This is a genomic window from Stenotrophomonas indicatrix, assembly GCF_050573115.1.
Taxonomy (GTDB): Bacteria; Pseudomonadota; Gammaproteobacteria; order Xanthomonadales; family Xanthomonadaceae; genus Stenotrophomonas; species Stenotrophomonas lactitubi_A.
In genome coordinates, this window is sequence record NZ_JBNYZT010000002.1 from 447,779 (window position 1) to 467,423 (window position 19,645).

Genomic DNA, 19,645 nt, shown 5'->3' on the forward strand with positions numbered 1-19,645 from the left:
GTGTTCCGCAGGCGGGATGCCGCAGGGGGGAGGGGCGCCACTTCAGGCGCACACCAGTGCAACGTTCGGGTGGCTGGCGAAGATCTCCATCACGATGTCGAAGTAGGTCTGCCCCTCGCCACGTTGCAGGGCGTCCAGCTGGCGGCCGATGGTTTCGGCATTGAACGTGCCCGGTTGCCGGACCTTGTCTTCCAGCCACGCACGCGTGGTCTCCAGTCCCAGTGCCTCGCGGCTGCGCTCGATGTCGCGCCAGACCACCGTGGCGGTTTCGTGCCCGGCCAGCGCGCCATGGCCGCCGTACAGCAGATCGTCCAGCGCATCGAGGCTGGGCCCGAGCTGCCAGTCTTCGCCGGCCATGAAAACGCGGTTGATCTCCGCATAGAGGCTGGGGATGTCAACGATGGCGGTGCCTTCGATCTGCAGGAATACGGTCATGCGCCGACTGTAGCGTGGGCCGGAAGAAGGCGTTGTGCTGAACGCCGCCGCTTTGCGACCTCGCGCACGCCCACGCATACTCTGGATCCCTGTCTGCGGTGTGGTTTCCCGTAGCTCTGGGTATTTGAATATTTTCCTATAGAAATCCTCCGGGCAGCCGATAGCCTATGCGTCACTTCGCGTCGGGCGCGGTGGCATGCCGTTGCATATCCCCGGCGAACCTCGATTCAAGCCATCGGGTTGGCTCTTCCCCCTTCCGGGAGCAGGGCCACCGACGCGTGGCATCAAAACCTGGAATTGATTGTGCGAGCAAGGAAGAAGTCTGCGCGCTGTGCGCGCCGCGGTGGTGGAGGGTTGGTGCTTCTGGTCATGGCCTTCGGTGTTGCTGCCCAGCAGGTGGGTGACCCGGGTGCACAGGAGCTGTTGCGCCAGCAGGAGCGCGAACGCGTACTGCGCGAGCAGCAGGAAGGCCGGCCTGATGTGCGCCTTGAGAACAGCCAGGGTGAACAGGGTGAGCGCCTGCCGGCGCAGGAGCAGCCCTGCGTGCGCATTGAGCGCATCGTGCTGGAAGGCGAGGCCGCCAAGCGCTTCCAGTGGGCATTGGCCGCAGCCGATCCGCACGAAGACCCCGCCAGTGGCCGCTGCCTGGGCACTGAAGGCATCAACGTAGTGATGAAGCGCGTGCAGAACGCGATCATCGCGCGCGGCTATGTCACCACCCGTGTGCTGTCGGCACCGCAGGATCTCAATACCGGCACGCTGACGCTGTCGGTGGTACCGGGGCGATTCCGCGAGGCGGTGTTTTCCGAGGCGGATGCGCGGCATCCGGCCATCGCCAACGCGCTGCCGATCCGCAACGGTGGCCTGCTCAACCTGCGTGACATCGAGCAGGGCCTGGAAAACCTGCAGCGCGTGCCCACCGTCAGCGCGGACATCAAGATCGCACCCGCCGATGGCGAAGGTGCAGCACCCGGGCAGAGCGACCTGCAGATCGACTGGAAGCAGCGTTCGCCGATACGCGCCAGCGTGACCCTGGACGATGCCGGCAGCCAGGGCACCGGCAAACTGCAGGCCAACGCCACGCTGTCGTTGGACAGCCCGCTGGGCTTGAACGAGTTGTTCTACGTCAGCGCCGGGCGCGGCGTGTTCAACGGCCAAGGCAAGGACACCAACAGTTGGACCGCGCACTACGACGTGCCCTACGGCTACTGGCTGTTCGGTGCCACGGCCAGTGCCTACGACTACAGCCAGACCGTGGTTGGCGCTTACGAAAGCTATGACTACAGCGGCCGCAGCGGCAACGCCGAGGCACGGGTGGATCGCCTGCTGCTGCGCAACGCCAAGACCAAGCTGGGCATATACGGTCGCGGTTGGCAGCGCACGTCGAAGAACTACATCGACGATACCGAAATTGAAGTGCAGCGCCGCCGCACCTCCGGCTGGGAACTGGGCCTGACCCACAAGCAGTTCATCGGCAATGCCACGCTCGACGCCACCGTGGCTTATCGGCGCGGTACTGGTGCCTTCCATGCACTGCGTTCGCCGGAAGAGATGGCGCAGGCGTGGGATCCGACCCTGCCGTTGGAAGGCACGTCGCGGATGAAGGTGATCACCGCTGACGCGCAGTTCACCGTGCCGTTCCAGCTGGGCAAGCAGCGCCTGCGCTACACCGCTGCATGGCGCGCACAGTGGAACCGAACGCCGTTGTCGCCACAGGATCGCTTTGCGATTGGTGGCCGCTACACGGTGCGTGGATTCGACGGCGAAAGCTCGCTCAGCGGTGAGCGCGGCTGGTCGCTGCGCAACGATCTGTCGCTGGGCATCGGCGGCGGTCAGGAGTTCTACGTCGCCGCCGACTACGGCCGCATCGGCGGGCCATCGGCGCAATGGCAATCCGGCCGTGATCTGGCCGGTATGGCGTTGGGCCTGCGCGGCGGCTGGCAGCAGCTTTCCTGGGATGGCTTCGTGGGCTCGGCACTGCACAAACCGGCCAACTTCCCTACCGACTACACCACCTTCGGTTTCAGCCTGGCGTGGCGTTACTGATCTGGCACAAGGATTCGTGAAATGAACAGCATCTATCGCCTGGTTTTCAACCGCGCGCTGCGCGTGTGGCAGGTCGCTTCGGAACTGGTGAAGGGCGGCGGCGGCCTGGTCGGCCAGGTCGCTGGCCGGCAGAGCGCCGCGTTGTCGCCCTTGGGCTTCGCGCTGATGTGCGCATTGGGATGGGTCAGCTTGGCGCCCGTGGCTGAAGCGCAGTCGGGTGGCCACATCGTGTCCGACCCCACTGCGCCCGGCCGTGAGCGGCCCACCGTGGTGACCGCGCCGAACGGCGTGCCGATGGTCAACATCACCACGCCTTCGGCCGGAGGTGTCTCACGCAACCGCTATTCGCAGTTCGATGTCGGCCGCGAGGGAGTGATCCTCAACAACGCGCGTGGCCAGGTGCAGACGCAGTTGGGCGGTTGGGTGCAGGGCAATCCATGGCTGGCCACCGGCAGCGCACGGGTCATCCTCAATGAGGTCAACGGCCCGGCCAGCCGACTCAATGGCTATGTGGAAGTGGCCGGACAGCGCGCCGAGGTGATCATCGCCAATCCGGCCGGTATCCAGGTCAACGGCGGCGGTTTCCTCAATGCCAGCCGCGTCACGCTCACCACCGGCACGCCGATGTTCACCGGTGCCGGTGCACTGGAAGGTTATCGGGTCAGTGGTGGGGCGATCGAGGTCAACGGAGATGGCCTCGATACCAGCCGCGCCGACTACACCGACCTGATCACCCGATCGCTGAAGGTAAACGCCGGCATCTGGGCCAACCAGCTGCAGGCATCGCTCGGCAACAACGTGGTCAGTGCCGACCACAGTCAGGTGACCGCTACGGCGGCCAGCGGCGAGGCGCCGATCTTCGCGCTGGACGTGGGCGCGCTGGGCGGCATGTTCGCCAACAAGATCTGGCTGGTGGGCAATGAACACGGCGTGGGCGTGCGCAACGCCGGCAGCATCGGTGCGCAGGCCGGCGAACTGGCGGTCACGGTGGATGGACGGCTGGAGAACACCGGCGCGCTGCAGTCGCTGCAGAACGTGCGCGTGCAGGCGAGCGCCGACCTGGTCAACAGCGGCACGATAGCCGCTACGCGCGAGGCTGCAATCACTTCCGGCGGCACGCTGGACAACAGTGGCGGCAAGCTCAATGCACAGCGCCTGCAGCTGCAGGCGCAGGGGCTGCGCAACCGTGGCGGTGCGATCGAGCAGACCGGCGTGCAGGCGTTCAATGCCAACGCGGGCAGCGTGAGCAATCGCAGCGACGGCCTGATCGGTGCGCTGGATGCGGTGGCGTCGGGCGGTACCGGCGGTACCCCCGGCAGCGGCACCTCCCCGGGAAGCGGCGGAACGCCAGGTACTGGAACGCCCGGAACCGGTGCGCCCGGTACAGGTACCCCCGGTACCGGCACGGGGAGCGGTACGCCGGTGACGCCGGTGGTTCCGTTGGCCACGGGTGTGCTGGACATCGCCGGCCTTCTCGACAACGACGGCGGCAGCATCAGCAGCGGCGGTCGTGTTTCGCTGGTTGCCGGCAATGGTCTGGACAACAGCGGAGGTCGCCTTGGCGTGGCCTCGCTGCAGGCCAGGGGCGATCTGAACAACGACGGCGGCACCGTGCAGGTGCACGGCGACGCTGCGCTGCAGCTGGGTGCGCTGTCCAACCAGAAGGGCGCGCTGAGTGTGGCCGGTGCGCTGCAGCTGGAGGCGCGGTCGCTGGACAACCGGGTAGGCGAGCTGCGCCATGCCGGCAGTGCAGCATCGGCCTGGACGGTGCACGGTACGTTCAACAACGATGGTGGCCTGCTGGCCACCAATGCCGAGCGTCTGACCCTGGGCGCAGGCCGGGTATCCAACGCAGGCGGTCGCATCGAGCATGCCGGTGACGGCGGGCTGCTGCTGACCACCGGCGACTGGACCGGTGCCGGTGGCCGCCTGAGCACGCTCGGTCGCCTGGACTGGACGGTGGGCAACGCGGACGTGCGCAATGGCACGCTCACTGCAAAGCAGTTCCAGATCGTCGCCGGCACGCTGGACAACCGCGGTGGCAACCTGCTGTCGCTGGGCAATCAGGGCAGCATGCTGCGCGCCGGTACGCTGGACAACAGTGCCGGCGGCACGGTGGCCGGCAATGGCGATCTGAACCTGACAGCGACCACGCTGGACAACAGCAAGGGCCTGCTGCAGCAGGCAGGCAATGGCTCCCTGCGCGTGCACGCCGATACCCTGCATGGCAGCGAAGGCCGCCTGCTCAGCAACGGCGACCTGACGCTGACCGGTGGGCAGCTGGATGTGAGTGGCGGCACCACCTCTGCCCAGAGCATGCAGATCAACGCCGATGGCCTGCGCAATGCCGGTGGCCAGATTGTCTCGCTCGGGAATTCCGAGCTGGCGCTGGAGGTACGTGGGACCTTCGACAACCAGGGCGGGCAGGTGCTCGGCAATGCGGGCCTGCGCATCGACGCCGGCCGCATCGACAACCAGAAGGGCACGCTGCAGTCGGCCGGTACCCAGGGTGCGACGCTGAGCGTGCGCGACGATCTGGACAACAGCGCCGGTACGATCTCCGGTAACGGCCAGATGCAGCTTCAGGTCGGCAGTCTGGTCAACCAAGGCGGCAAGGTACTTGCGGCGGGTAACGGCCTGTTGCAGGTGCAGGCCCGCGAACTGCTGGACAACCGCAACGGCGGCCGCCTGGCAGGCAGCGGCGATGTGCTGCTGCAGGCGGCGCGGCTGGACAACCGCAGCGGTGCAATCGAACACGCGGGCAGCGGCACGCTGCAGATCCGCGCCGATGCGCTGCAGGGCGCGGCGGGCCGGATCCTCAGCCAGTCGTCGCTGACGCTTGAGGGTGGCGAGCTGGTGCTGGGTGCCGGCAGCACCACCCAGGCCGAGCGCATTGCGATCAATGCCGAACGCCTGGACAACGCCGGCGGCAACCTCAGCGCCACCGGCAGCGATGCGCTGCAGGTGCGCGTGGCGCAGACCATGGACAACAGCGGCGGCACGATTGCCGGCAACGGCGCGCTGGACGTGCAGGCCGGTGAACTGCTCAACCGCAAGGGCACGCTCAGTGCCGCCGGTACGGCCGACAGCACGTTGCAGGTCACCCGGACGCTGGACAACCATGAAGGCACCATCGCAAGCAATGCCAACCGACTGACCATTACTGCCGCGCGGGTCGACAACACCGCCGGTTCCATCCGCCAGGCCGGCAACCAGGGCCTGGACATCACCACGACCCGCCTGGATGGCAGCAAGGGCACGCTGGTGTCTGCGGCCACGCTGACCCTGCGTGCGGACGAGGTGGACCATCGCGAGGCAACGCTGGGCGCTGATCGCTTCGACCTTGAGGCCGGAACGCTGGACAACGCCGGTGGCCGCATCATTGCCAGTGGCGAGGGCGCCAGCCGCATCAGTGCCACCACGCTGGGCAATGCCGGCGGTACGCTGGCCAGCAATGGTGACCTGACGCTGCAGTCACAGACGCTGGACAACAGCTCAGGCAAGATCCAGCACGCCGGCAGCGGCCAGTTGCAGGTGCATGCGCAGACCCTGCTGGGGTCGGGCGGCAGCGTGCTCAGCAATGGCACGTTCGTACTGGAGGGCAAGACCCTAGATCTGTCGAAGGCGACCACCTCGGCGCGCCGCATCGATATCACTGCCGATAGCCTGACCACCGCCGGCGGTGCGCTCACTGCCACCGGCGAAGAGGCACTGCGCCTGCGTGTGCAGGGGCTGCTGGACAACCGCGGCGGCTCGCTGGCCAGCAACGGTGTGCTCGACGTTGCCGCGCAGCAGCTGATCAATGCGCAGGGCACCCTGCAGGGTGCCGGCAGCGGCCGGTCCACCCTGGCCATCGGCCAGACACTGGACAACCAGACCGGGCGCATTCTGTTGGCAGGCGCCGGCACCATCACCGCGGCCAGCGTCGACAATCGCGGCGGTACCGTCCATGCCGGCGGCAGCGAACTGGTGCTGGGCATCGACGGTCGTCTCGACAACGGCAGCCAGGGGCTGCTGTCCAGCGCCGGTGCGATGACGCTGGACGCTGCCAGCCTCGACAACCGGCACGGCACGGTGGTGGCTGGCAAGGACCTGTTGCTGACCACGGTTGCAGGCGTGGACAACAGCGATGGCGCGATGCAGGCCGGCGAGCTGCTGCAACTGCAGGCCAACGGCCTCGACAACCAGCGCGGCACGCTGCTGGGCGGCCAGCTGACCGTCGATACCCGTGGCCAGCGGCTGGACAACCGCGGCGGCACGCTGGGTACGCAGACGGGTGCGCTGACCGTGCACAGCGGCGCGCTGGACAACCAGGGCGGCCGGATACAGTCGGCCGCCGATCTGCGCATCGATACCGCAGGGCAGGCCATCGACAACCGGGGCACCGCCAGCAGTGGCGGCCTGTTGGCGGCGGGCACGCTACAGCTGGACGGTGGTGCGCTGGACAACCGCGGTGGCACGTTGAACGCACAGGGCGATGCGCGCCTGTTGCTGGCCAGTGCCGACAACAGCGCCGGCGGTACCCTTGCCAGCGCGGCGGGCCTGTCGCTGCAGGCGACGACGCTGGCCAACGGCGCCGGGCGCGTGCAGGCCGGGCGCAATCTCGACCTGACCCTGAGCGGGCACCTGGACAACACGGCCGGCGCGATCGCCGCTGGCCAGTTGCTGACCCTCACCGCAGCCAGCGTCGACAACCGTAATACCCGCGGCGGCGATGGCACCCGCGGCCTGCAGGCGGGCCAGCTGCAGTTTGGAACGCAGTGGCTGGACAACAGCCAGGGCCAGATCGTCACCGACGGTGGCGCGCGGTTGCAGGTCAACGGCCAGCTGCAGAACAACGGGGGTGTCATCACCACCGGCGGCAACCTGGACAGCAGTGCCGACAGCGTTGCCAACAGTGGCGGCCTGCTGCGGGCCGATGGCAGCCAGACCCTGGTGGCGCGTGCGCTGAGCGAGGACGGTCAGGTGCATGCCCAGCGCGACCTGAGCCTGACCCTGCAGCAGGGCCTGAGCAACCGCGGCGAATGGGTTGCCAACGGCACGCTGACTCTGCACCTGTCCGGCGACCTGGACAACCAGGGCGTGCTGCGCGGCGGCAACCTCGATCTCAACGCGCAGAACATCACCAACGCTGCCAACGGCGAGATCTCCAGCGAAGGCGTTACCCATCTCAATGCCCGCGGCCTGCTGACCAATCGCGGCCTGATCGACGGCAAGGTGACCCACCTTGAAGCCGACGTGCTGGACAACCTCGGCACCGGCCGCATCTATGGCGACCACGTGGCGATCTCCGCCGGCGTGCTGAAGAACCATGCCGAGGATGCCAACGGTGCTACCCGCGTCGGCACCGTGGCCGCGCGCGAGCGCCTGGACCTGGGCGTGCGCGAACTGCAGAACACCGGCAAGGGCCTGATCTACAGCGGCGGCGATGCGGCCATCGGCGGATCGCTGGGGGCTGACCGCATTGCTGCGGGCACGGCCGGCAGGATCGACAACATCGGTTCGATCATCGATGTGGCCGGCAACCTGGCGATCGATGCGCAGGAGGTCAACAACATCCGCGAAAACGTGGTCATCACCCAGACCACCACGGTGAATGCGCCAGTGCGCATGGATCGGCCGGCATGGTGGCGCAACGGCAAGAACGGCACCGAGAACATCCGCGGTACCAGCCACTACAGCGCGCACGAGGTCTATTACCTCAATCCCGCCGACATCTTGGAGGATACGCCGCACATCACCCCTGACGGCTTCACCGTACACCGTGCGGTGGTGCGCCTGACAGCACAGACCAGTGCGTACTTTTTCGGGCGCGGCGGGCTCTACGCCGGCCTCGGCGAGCGTTCGCGCTTGAACGTGCAGGATGGCACCGTGGTCATGTACTACGTCGGCCGCCAGGACAACCAGATCAATCCCGACCAGGTCGCCAGTGGCGCGGATGATCCGTTCACCGAGCTGAGCGGGCTGCATCCGGATGCACCGCCCTTCCGCTACGTCGACGACAAGCTGAACTACTCCAGCGCCTATGGCACCTGCACCACCAACTGCGTACAGCTGTGGACCTACAAGGATTACGATCCGGACCGCGTCCTGACCAACCCGCAGTCGTCGGGCGGCAACTCCACCAACGGCAACGAGGAATACCGCCTCGCTACCCGCAAGGTCACCGAGGACGTGCTGGGGCCGGGCGTCGGTGCGGACGCGGTCATTCGTTCGGGCGGTGCGATGCGCATCGGCACCGACCGTCTGAAGAACCACTACGGCAGCATCGCCGCCGGCGGTAATCTGGATATCGTCGGCCTGACCGGTACGGCCAAGGTGGAGAACTTGGCGGCAACGCTGTACCGCACGCACGAATTCAACAACGTCAGCCGTACGTTCGGTGGCAGCGTGCTGACCTGGAGCAACCCGGCGATCTCCGAAGTGACCGGGAAGATCGGCGGCAGCATCACCAGCGGTGGCACGCTCACCATCGACGTTGGCGATCTGAGCAACCTCAACCAGGGGCGCAACGCGCCCAACGTGCAGGATGGCGCGGCAATGGCCAACCTCAACGTGCAGGGGCCGAAAACGATGCCGGACGGCCCTGGCCACGGTGGCGCACAGGGGCCGGGCCATGCCGGTGGAACAGGTGCGGAACGCGCGCTGGCGCAGGCGGCCGATGCAGCGGGCACGCAGCAGGGCGGCACGGTGGGCGGTGTCGCAGGCAACGGCACCGCATCCGGGTCGCGCGTGGTTGCGGCCGCCGGCGGTTCGCCGGACCGCATCGCGATGGGCGCGCCAGACACCCGTGCACCCACGGCCAGCCTGTTCAACGTCAACCGCAATGGCGGCAACTATCTGGTTGAAACCGATCCGCGCTTCACCGACCACAAGACCTGGCTGAGCTCGGACCACCTGCTGGGACAGATGGGCTACTCGCCCGATACCGTGCAGAAGCGGCTGGGTGACGGTTACTACGAACAAAAGCTGGTGCGCGAGCAGATCGGCGAGCTGACTGGCCGCCGCTTCCTTGATGGCTATGCGAGCGATGAGGCGCAGTACCGCGCGCTGCTTGAAGCCGGCGCTACCGTGGCCAGCGAATGGGGCCTGCGCCCAGGCGTGGCGCTGAGCGAGGCGCAGATGGCGCAGCTGACCAGCGACATTGTCTGGCTGGTGGAACAGACCGTGACCCTGGCCGACGGCAGCACCACCACCGCACTGGTGCCGCAGGTGTACCTGCGCCTGCGCCCGGGTGACCTGGACGGGCAGGGTGCGCTGCTGGCCGGCGCCAATGTCGATATCAAACTGGCCAATGGCCTGGTCAACACCGGCGACATCGCTGGCCGCAAGCTGGTGACCATCGATGCCGGCAACATTGAACACCTGGGCGGCAGCATCTCCGGCCAGTACGTCGGGCTGTCATCGGACAAGGACATTCGAATTGCCGGTGCGACCGTTACCGCCACCGATGCGCTGTCGGTGCAGGCGGTGGGCAATGTGACGGTGGCTTCCACGGTGGAAACGCAGCGGGGTGGTGGCACCTACCAGTACGAGACCAACCGCATCGACCGGGTCGCCGGCCTGTATGTGACCAACCCCAGCGGCGACGGCATGTTGTCGGTGGTGGCCGGCGGTGACATCAGCCTGCAGGCCGCGCAGATCCGCAATGCCGGCACCGATGGTCTTACCCAGTTGGCGGCAGGAGGGACTCTGGATGTCGGCGCGATTGCGCTGGACGAGCGCCGCGATGCCACCTTCGATGACCGCAACCACCAGCGCAGCAACAAGACAACGCACGCTGCCACGTCGGTACAGGGTGGTGGCGATGTAGTGCTGGCTGCTGGCAAGGACATCAACCTGGCCGCCGCGCAGATCAAGGCCGGTGGTGGACTGGCGCTGCAGGCCGGTGGTGACATCAACAGCCAGGCATTGGTGGACAGTGAGAGTCGCGACTTCGCCAATGCCGGCAAGCGTAGCTCGCTGCAGGTTAGTCAGAGTGATGAGACAGTTCGTGGAAGCCAGTTGCAAGCGGGGGATGACATCGCGTTCTCCGCTGGCCGCGATGTGACGTTGATTGCGGCGGGCGTGCGAAGCGACCAAGGCGCGATCAGCATTGGCGCAGAGCGCGATGTCAATCTCCTCGCAGCTCAGGAATCGCATACGTGGGAGAAGGACACTCAGAGCAAGAAGCGCGGGCTCACCTCCAGCACCCGAACCGCAACGCATGATGCCACGCAGGACGCCCTGGCAATGGGCACCACGCTCTCGGGAGAGAAAGTAATCATTGGAGCCGGCCGGGACATTACTGTTGAGGGGGCCAGGGTAGCGGCGACCGCCGACGTTCTGATGGCAGCCAAGGGCAATCTCAGCATCTTGGCTGCCGAATCAACTCATTCCGAACAGCACAGCAGCGACCGCAAGAAATCGGGCCTTCTGGGAGGCATGAACGGCAGCATCGGCGTGACGTTTGGGAGCCGTAGCAACGGAAACAGCAACTCGTTGACTGAAACGCTCGCCGAAGGAAGTCTCATTGGCAGCGCGCAAGGGAGCGTGACGCTCTCTGCCGGGCAGACCTTGCACCTGGGGGGATCGGATGTGCTGTCCAAGACGGGCATCACGATGATTGGCAAGGACGTGCTCATTGATGCTGCCGAGCAACAAACGACATACATCGACAATAGCTACTTCCGCCAGTCTGGCCTGAATGTCGCGCTGGGCGGTGCCAGCGTTGATACCGTGCAAAGCGCGAGGGCGGTCTATGCGACCGCCAAGAGAGCAGATGAAGTCGAAGATGATCGTCTGAAAGCACTCTATGCGTACAAAGCTGCTCAAGGAGCGATAGCCGTCGCCGAAGCGGTTGGCCAGCAATCGGGCAACGGCGAGGGCGGTGCCGGTTTGAATGTCAGAGTGACGGTTGGCAGCCAGCGGTCCCACTCTGAGAGCGTAATGGAGCAGACAACGCACCGGGGCAGCCTGCTGAAGAGCGAGGGCGACGTTGTTGTTGCTGCGACCGGCGGCGACCTGACGATTGTCGGCAGCCAGATTTCCGGCCGCAATGTCGATCTGGCCGCAGCGAATGACCTGATCATCCGTAGCAGTGAAGATCGCTACTCTCAGGAGAGCCGAAACCAGTCGCTGGGCGGGGAGGTGGGCGTTGCCATCAGTGGCAGCAGTGGTGGAGGTGCCGCCATCGGTGTCTACGTGGGCGCGAACGCTGCGCGCGGCAAGGCGGACGGCGAGGGCACCCTCCACAACGAGAGCATCATCCAGGCCGGCGACAGGCTGACCTTCACCAGTGGCGGCAATACCACCTTGCAAGGCGCACAGCTCCTGGCCGACCAAGTGGTCGGACGTGTAACCGGTGACTTGACGTTGCGCAGCGAGCAGGACACAGACCGCTACAAGACCGAACAGCTGGCTGCGAAGGGCGAGGCGACCATCGGCTACGGCTTTGAGGGCAGCGCCAGCGGTAGTGCCAGCATGATCGACAGTGACTATCGCAGTGTTCGCGAGCAGACAGGAATCGCAGCGGGTAGCGGCGGATTCCAGCTGCAGGTTGGGGGCAATACCCACCTCGCTGGTGCTGTGATCGGCAGTACGGCGGATCCGTCGAAGAATCAGCTGTCTACGGGCAGCCTGTCGTTCGAGGAGCTGAAGAATCGTGCCGAGTTCCTTTCTGCGTCCGTCAGTGGCGGTACAAGCGGCGGTGGCAATCCCTCGGATGGCTTCTCGTTCGATCCGTCACTGGTGCCCGGTCTGCCGACAGGGGACAGCAAGAGTTCCACAACTCGCAGTGGCTTGGCAGATGGAACGGTCGAGATCCGCAGCGGTGACGACTCCGCACTGGCAGGTTTGCAGCGTGGCGTGACGGGCTTGGACAACGCCAATGGCTTTGCGCCGATCTTTGACGAGAGAAAGGTGCAGGAGAGGCAGGAACTGACCCAGATGCTGGGCGCCATCGGCTTTGAAGTGATCGGCAACCTGGCCGCAAACAAAACTGCCCAGGCAAATGCAGACCTGGAAGTGGCCCGTGCCAATGGCGATGCCGAGGCCGAGGCCGATGCGCTTCGCCGGATTGAGCAGTGGGGTGAAGGTGGACGCAACAAGGTGTTGTTGCACGGCCTGACCGGCGCAGCGGTGGCGGCATTGAGCGGTGGAGATATTGGTGGCGCTGCAGCTGGCGCGGCCGGTTCCGAGCTGGCCAAGGACGCGATGATCAGGTTCCTAACGGGGCAGGGAATGGATCCGCGTAGTGCTGAGTTCAACAGTTTGATTGAATTGGCCAGTGCTGCACTGGGTGGTGTGGTAGGGGGAGTCGATGGTGCAGCGACTGCTCTGCTGGGTGATCAATTCAATAGGCAGATGCACTGGGATCAGTACCTGGATGCCCTCGATGCCTGCAAAGGAAATCCGGGCGCTCGCGGCTGTTCCACCATCCTTGAGATGTCGGAGAACACCAACGCTGTCGTCATCTCCAACAGCAGTGATGAGGTTGCATACAAGGTCATTGCCAATCAAAACAAAGATACTGGCGAGACTGTCAGCTTTACGCTGACGGAGGCGGATGGCACGCCGCGTATCATCATGCAGAGAGATGAGTACAACGATTTCGTTATGTCTGCGATGCCCCCGCCTTTTTGGGGTATGTCGCCTGGCTACGCGTTGGACTTTGGTTCGTACTTCTCACATGGAATGAGGGGCAAGTTCGGAGAGGCGTTCGGTGATGTTTCCAATATATTCACCAGCGGTGAGTACTGGCGGGACTTGACTGTTTCCATGGCTATGGGGTTGGTAGGAATGCCGCAGGGCAGGATTGTGCCCGCAAGCTCGGCCACCGCAAGAGTCGGGTTGCGCGAAAACTTGGCAGGACAAGCCGGAATCCCAAGGAATATAGTAGAAGCTCCTGCCAATATCTGGGGGAAATCAATCGATTCCATAGAGCGGTCATTCAAGATGGATGGTGCAACGCTGGTGCGCATTCCGCCCAAGGCAGGTACCTCCGGCAATGCCCAGGTATATCGCGTGGATGGAGGTGCGACCGGTATCAAGGAAATCCAATACAGTCCATCAACAGCAAATGCGTTGGAGAAATCGACCCACGTTGGTGAGTATTACAAGATAACCTACTTTGACGGCAGTAAGGCCAAGGTGATCGATCCGCTAGGCTATCGTCCGAAATTTCGCGGGCCTGGCGATCCGATCTATGACAAGAACACGATATACTTGAATCCGCAGGGGCTGAAAGTTAAGTTCAATCCTTCAACTAATACATGGATTCCCGAATGAATTTGTCCTGTGGTTTTTCTGTTGATTGGCATGCGCCAATTGTTCCTGGCGTGTCCTTGGCGGCCATACCACTGCTTACTCCCTATGCTGATCTGGAAGTGGCTCTTGCCACACATCTGGTTGATGCCAATTTGTTGCTATACAAGTTCAATGGGGGGCCTGATCTTCGCTTGGAGAAGCATGTTCTGGACGAGTATGGGGATGGTGGGTTCTTGTTCTCTCTGTTTTGCGGTGATGATGGCAGCAATATGGCCGCACTTTCAATTTCTATCAAGGGTTGGGCTGTTCGGGCCATTAAGGTCTATGCTTTGGGGGAGCCGGGGGATGCCGTGACACGCTACTCCTATCGTGGTCTTACAGCAGAGTCAATTGGGTTGGGTAGTTTGGTTTCTGATTTTATCGGTTTTACCGAATTGTATTTCGATGAGGCGGAGGAGTGGTTCTATAGTCAATCTGATTACGGAGCTATTGAGGTTACGGGATGGGGAGTGCCGCTCGAGGATGAGCCGAAGCAGATCGTGACCGCGATTTGTGTGACAGTTTGAATTTATTTTTGGCTGTTGCTCTTCGCGGCTCACGAAGGGGGGTGTCAGTTAATGGATTCGAGACGGCGTGCAGATGGGGTTGGATTTTTTGGGTTTTAGATGCTGCGTTGGGAACCGTCAGAAGCTCGCTGCGGATCAGTCAATGGACGGTGTGGGTCGCGCGGTGCGCGCGCAGGGCGGTATTCGAATGAGCGGACCCGCCGAATTTTTCTTGCCACAGATTGCTGACGCGCATGCGAGCCTTGCGGTGGTCGTCTGATGATTCGGAAGCCAGGAAATCTCTGAACACGCAATTGGCACTGCGGGAAATCGAACGTCGAGTGCATTTAATGGATAACCTTGATGATCGATAATGAATTGAACCATCGCGGCATTGCTCGCCGCGCCTTCCGCAGCAGCTTCACCCTGGGGGCAACTATCGCCACGGCGAGTCTGGCACTCACTTCACATCCCGCGCTGGCTGCCGAATCCGGCTTCGAGGGCGTCGCCTGGGGCGCAACCCAGGCCCAGCTGAAAGAAGCACTGGGCGAGCGATTGGGTACGCGAGCCTGCCCTGAGGAACAGCAAGAGGAGCCGGAATTGAATCGATACGCCAGAGCCTGCGGCCCTTACATCGAGGATTACACCATCGACGGCATCTCCTTCGTGGCGTTCTTCGGTCTTCGCGGAATCGAGGGGCCGCTGAGCGCTATCTATCTCGATCGCGCCGCGACGGTAACCAACGAGCAGATCAAGGCAGGTAAAGGTGCGGAATTCAGGTACAACCGGGTGAAGAAGGTGCTGGCAGAACGGCATGGCCGGCCTGAAAGGTTAAGCGAGACGTCTGCGCGTCCGCGCGACAAGCCTGCGGTGCTGCTGACCGAATGGGTGAGTGGTGATACGACGATAACCCTCACTGAGACGATTGTCTCCGAGGCCCGCGGTCAGCAGTACTATCTCAGTGTCGTCTACGCGCAGAAAGCTAAAGTGCCGGAAGTTCTCTGACCTTCCGCAGCCTTTCGAACGATTATTAGTGGCGTCTTGTTTTTGGATGAATAATCAGTGCAAAGATGTTTCAGTTCGGGTTGTTGAAACTCAGTTTGGAGGGAGGTTTGGTGCGGCGACGACGCAGCAAGAAGTGATTTCTCAGATGGCTGGCGCTGGCAATGGTGGCCGTGGCATCGGGTACGCTACGTACCCATCTGGTGCGCTGGGGCACGTTTTCAATGTGATCAATCAGAGGGGGGCGTGGTGAGGTTTCTAGATGGTCAGACGGGGAGGGGTGTCGATTTTTCAAAGTTCAGGCATGTTCATTTAATGAGGAAGAACTAGTGATCGATTTTGAAGAGGCGATGCGTAGGGCCGTTGCATATCTAGAGGATTCTGATGTCTCGGTCCGGGTGACAGGTTGGGGGGAGTTTTCCGATGGGTGGTACTTTTGCTACCAGTCCGTGGAATACCTGGATACCGGTGAATTCTCAGCTCAGTTGGCCGGGAATGCGCCGTTTGTGGTTGATAGAGAGCTAGGTGAAATCTTTGAATTGGGTACGGATAAGCCGGTTGAGGTATATATAGTTGATTACATGGTTGCCAAGCTGGGAAATGGAAGGGCTTGAAGGGTGTTTAGGGGTGCTCTGAACAACTGCTTCGGCGGTCCTGTGCCCTGGTCTGCCGCGTGAGAGACAATAGCGGCACACGTTGAGAAGCTATCGATGCAGCTGACATTTGGTGATGCCGAGGGACTGGGCAAGCGCAAGCAGACCCGACGCGAGATATTCCTTGCGGAGATGGCCGGCCTGAAAGGGTAAGCGAAACAGCTGCGTGCCCGCGCGACAAGCCTGCGGTGCTGCTGGCCGAATGGGTGAGTGCTGATCCGGCGATCACCCTCACTGAGACGATTGCCTCTGACGCTCGCGGTCAGCAGTACTACCTCAGTGTCGTCTACGCGAAGAATGCCAAAGTGCCGGAAGTTCACTGACCTTCCGCAGCCTTTCGAACGATTATCAATGTGTCTTGTTTTTGGATGAAGAATCAGTGCGAATGAAGATCGAGCCTACTTTCGGTAGCGCTGAAGGTGGTGTGGAGCGAGACGCAGACTCGGCCGCTGACGAGTCAAGTGAAAAGAGTGCGCTGGCGATTGTGGTTGGGGACCGGTTCTCCACCTATTGCCATTTCTGGAGGCTGGACGACGCTGCCGCCAGGGCACCGAGACGGTGGCATTGGCCGGCGTTCCTGTTTTCATCATTGTGGTTCTTCTTCCGACGCATGCCTGTATGGGGCACGATCTGGTTCATCGTTCCGCCTTTGGCGATGACCACGTTTACCCTGATGGGTCTGCCATGGTTGGCGGCAGTCGGCTTCGTGGTCTGCCGCGTGCTTGCCGGAATCCTGGCGAATTCCCTGTACCTGTCTCATTGCCGGAGGATTGCCCGCAAGGTGCTTGCCGGGCATGGAGGCGCGCATCGGCGGCGTGCCGAACTGCAGAAGGCCGGTGGTGTCAGCTACACCGCTCTGGTGATCGCCTTGGCGGTAACGGCCTCACAGAACACCCTGATCAATCTGGCAGTTCGTTCGATGCCGAAGGCAGCGCCCAGGCAGTCTTCACTGCACCTGCCGGCGAACCGGCCGGACCCGGATCTCGAATGTGCGGAGAGGGAGGTGTACCAGGAGGAGCTGCGTGCGATCGCGATGACGGCGTGGCCGGCGGGTGTTCCAATGGACAACAATGTCTGCATTGTCGAGCTACGTCTGACGCCACCGGGTACCGTGCTGGATGCCAATGTTCTGGAGCCTTGCACGCTGGACGAAGCACAGCGTGAGATGATGTTGGGCGAAATCAGGCGCACGGACTTTACGATCGAGGGGAAGATGCGATTCTTCACCCGGCATGCCGTCATCGGCTTGCGTGGCTGATTCCCCGCCACGGGCCTGAGTTCCTCACGGTGAGATTCTGCTTGAACCCGTTTATGTTAGCGCGGCGTTGTTTCAATAACTGTTCTTAAAGTTTCCCCGGGTCGTGCCGCCATCGATATAGGGCCACGATCAAGGGAATTGAGATGCTCGCCTTACGCAACCTCCGTGTGGGATCCCGGCTTTCTGCCGGCTTCGGTCTGCTGTTGCTGTTCATCCTGGCCATCGTCGGCCTGGTGTTGTACGGAAACCATCTGAAGTCCGCCCAGTTCGAGAAAGTAGTGGGCGTGAACATGGTCAAGATGCGGTTGTTGAACGACATGCTCGATACCAACAACGCGGTGCTGATGCATCGTCGCCTGATGGTGATCAAGCGTGGCGAGGAGTTCGACAAGGATTACCAGCGGGCGCAGGAACTGAGCCGCACCTACGACGGCATATGGGACAAGTACGTCAAGATTCCCCGCGATGCCACCGGCGATACGCTGGTGGCGCAGATCGCGGCGGCACGCAAGGCGACCGACGTCTCCACCCAGCAACTGCACGAGCGGATGAAGGCGGGCGACTACGATGGTGCGGCCACCGAACTGCTGGCCGAGCACGGTCTGGCCACGGCCTGGAATGAAGCGATCTCCAGCCTGCTGCGGCACCAGGAAGCCCTGACCGAACGCAGCCGTGAGGAGTACCGCGCCACGGAAGCGTGGACGGGAACACTGTCCATCGCATTCGGTGTGCTCAGCCTGATCCTCGGTGCACTGGCCGCGTGGGCGATCACCCGCAGCCTGACCCGCCCCTTGGCGGGCGCGGTGAAGTTGGCCGATGGCATCGCCAACGGTCGCCTGGACAACGTCATCGATGCCTCGGGCAACGACGAGGTGACCCAGTTGCTGAAATCCATGCAGCGCATGCAGGGGCAGCTGCAGGCAGTGATGACGGCGCAGGGCGAGATGGCGCGGCAGCATGATGACGGCAGCCTGAGCTATCGCATGGACGAGAGTACCTTCCCCGGCGATTACGGGCGGATGGTGCATGACACCAACGCGCTGGTGGGTTCGCATGTGCAGGTGCAGAACCGCCTGATCGAGGTGATGAAGCACTACGCGCGCGGCGACCTGTCGGTGGACATGGATCGCCTGCCGGGCGAGAAGGCGGCGATCACCCAGGCGATGGATGAAACCAAGTCCAGCCTGTCGGCCATCAACGGCGAGATTCGCCGCCTGGCGACGGCCGCTGCAGCCGGTGACTTCAGCCTGCGTGGCGACGAAACGCGCTTCGAGCACGATTTCGGCGAGATGGTGACCGGCCTCAACCGGTTGATGCAGACCACCGACGAGAACCTGGTGCAGGTGTCGAGCCTGTTGCAGGCGATCTCGCGCGGCGATCTTACCGTGCGCATGCAGGGTGACTTCCACGGTGTCTTCGCGCGCATGCGGGACGACTGCAATGCCACCGTCGAGCAGCTGACCCAGATCGTCGGTCGCATCCAGGCCAGTGCATCCAGCATCAATCTGGCGGCGGGGGAAATCGCCTCGGGCAATACCGATCTGTCGCGGCGTACCGAGCAGCAGGCAGCCAACCTGGAAGAGACTGCAGCGTCGATGGAGGAGCTGACCTCCACGGTGAAGCAGAACGCCGAACACGCGCGCCAAGCCAATCAGCTGGCGATCGGTGCACATGGGGTAGCGTCGCAGGGTGGTGAAGTGGTCGGCCAGGTGGTGACCACCATGAGCGCCATCGAAGCGTCGTCGAAGAAGATCGCCGAGATCATCAGCGTGATTGATGGCATCGCTTTCCAGACCAACATCCTGGCGCTCAACGCCGCCGTGGAAGCGGCGCGCGCGGGCGAGCAGGGCAGGGGCTTCGCCGTGGTGGCCAGCGAGGTGCGCACGCTGGCGCAGCGCTCTGCTGGTGCGGCCAAGGAGATCAAGGGCCTGATCGAAGAGTCGGTGGGCAAGGTCTCCGACGGCTCGGCGCTGGTGCGTCAGGCCGGCACCACGATGGGCGAGATCGTCGCCTCGGTGCAGCGGGTGACCGACATCATGGCGGAGATCTCGGCGGCCTCGCAGGAGCAGAGCTCGGGTATCGAGCAGGTCAACCAGACCGTGATGCAGATGGACGAAACCACCCAGCAGAATGCTGCGCTGGTGGAAGAGGCCAGCGCCGCCGCGCGGTCGATGGAGGAGCAGGCCAACCTGCTGGCCGAAGCGGTATCGGTGTTCCGCACCGGGGCTTCGGTGGCGGCGGCAGCGGTCCGGCCGATGTTGGCAGCGGTCGCTGCAAGCGTGCCGCCGGTGCGTCGCGTGACCGGCGTGGCGCCGCGCGTGTCGCCGTCGCTGGCGGCCAATACGGGTGGGTGGGAAGAGTTCTAAGCCGGGTGGGAGACGGCGCCCATCGCGATGCTGGTCGCGATGGGCGCATTTTTGTTTCCTGAACCGATGATGGCCGCTCAACCCTCGGAGACG

At 63.4% G+C, this 19,645-nt stretch carries 10 protein-coding genes; 9 read left to right on the forward strand and 1 reads right to left on the reverse strand.

Going from position 1 to position 19,645, the window contains the following annotated elements; all coding sequences use genetic code 11:
* Positions 1–42: 42 nt before the first annotated feature.
* Positions 43–435 carry a barstar family protein gene (locus tag ACQ5SA_RS08030; RefSeq protein ID WP_499313892.1) on the reverse strand — a complete coding sequence of 131 codons (393 nt, stop codon included), beginning with the start codon at positions 433–435 and terminating at the stop codon, positions 43–45.
* A 369-nt stretch (positions 436–804) separates the two neighbouring features.
* On the opposite strand from ACQ5SA_RS08030, the gene ACQ5SA_RS08035 reads away from it, so the two are divergent.
* The 9 genes from ACQ5SA_RS08035 to ACQ5SA_RS08075 all read left to right on the forward strand — a co-directional run bounded on the left by ACQ5SA_RS08035 (position 805) and on the right by ACQ5SA_RS08075 (position 19,552).
* Entirely contained in the window at positions 805–2,481 is a 1,677-nt protein-coding gene (locus ACQ5SA_RS08035) for a ShlB/FhaC/HecB family hemolysin secretion/activation protein (protein WP_353099408.1), read from the forward strand.
* Positions 2,482–2,502: 21 nt separating this feature from the next.
* Entirely contained in the window at positions 2,503–13,749 is an 11,247-nt protein-coding gene (locus tag ACQ5SA_RS08040; protein ID WP_499313894.1) for a hemagglutinin repeat-containing protein, read from the forward strand.
* Positions 13,746–14,294 carry a hypothetical protein gene (locus ACQ5SA_RS08045; RefSeq protein WP_499313896.1) on the forward strand — a complete coding sequence of 183 codons (549 nt, stop codon included), beginning with the start codon at positions 13,746–13,748 and terminating at the stop codon, positions 14,292–14,294. Before ACQ5SA_RS08040 ends, ACQ5SA_RS08045 begins: the two co-directional genes overlap by 4 nt.
* A 342-nt stretch (positions 14,295–14,636) precedes the next feature.
* The gene (locus ACQ5SA_RS08050) at positions 14,637–15,278 is read left to right on the forward strand and encodes a hypothetical protein (protein ID WP_499313898.1); all 642 of its coding nucleotides are present in this window, start codon (positions 14,637–14,639) and stop codon (positions 15,276–15,278) included.
* Positions 15,279–15,324: 46 nt separating this feature from the next.
* On the forward strand, positions 15,325–15,528 hold the full coding sequence (locus ACQ5SA_RS08055; protein ID WP_499313900.1) for a toxin glutamine deamidase domain-containing protein: 204 nt from the start codon (positions 15,325–15,327) through the stop codon (positions 15,526–15,528).
* A 76-nt stretch (positions 15,529–15,604) separates the two neighbouring features.
* Entirely contained in the window at positions 15,605–15,889 is a 285-nt protein-coding gene (locus ACQ5SA_RS08060; protein WP_499313902.1) for a YrhB domain-containing protein, read from the forward strand.
* A gap of 227 nt (positions 15,890–16,116) precedes the next feature.
* Positions 16,117–16,251: a hypothetical protein gene (locus tag ACQ5SA_RS08065; RefSeq protein ID WP_499313904.1), complete on the forward strand. Its 135-nt coding sequence runs from the start codon at positions 16,117–16,119 to the stop codon at positions 16,249–16,251.
* A gap of 62 nt (positions 16,252–16,313) precedes the next feature.
* Entirely contained in the window at positions 16,314–17,186 is an 873-nt protein-coding gene (locus tag ACQ5SA_RS08070; protein WP_499313906.1) for a DUF2628 domain-containing protein, read from the forward strand.
* 143 nt (positions 17,187–17,329) lie between these two features.
* Positions 17,330–19,552 carry a methyl-accepting chemotaxis protein gene (locus tag ACQ5SA_RS08075; RefSeq protein WP_499313908.1) on the forward strand — a complete coding sequence of 741 codons (2,223 nt, stop codon included), beginning with the start codon at positions 17,330–17,332 and terminating at the stop codon, positions 19,550–19,552.
* Positions 19,553–19,645: the final 93 nt, after the last annotated feature.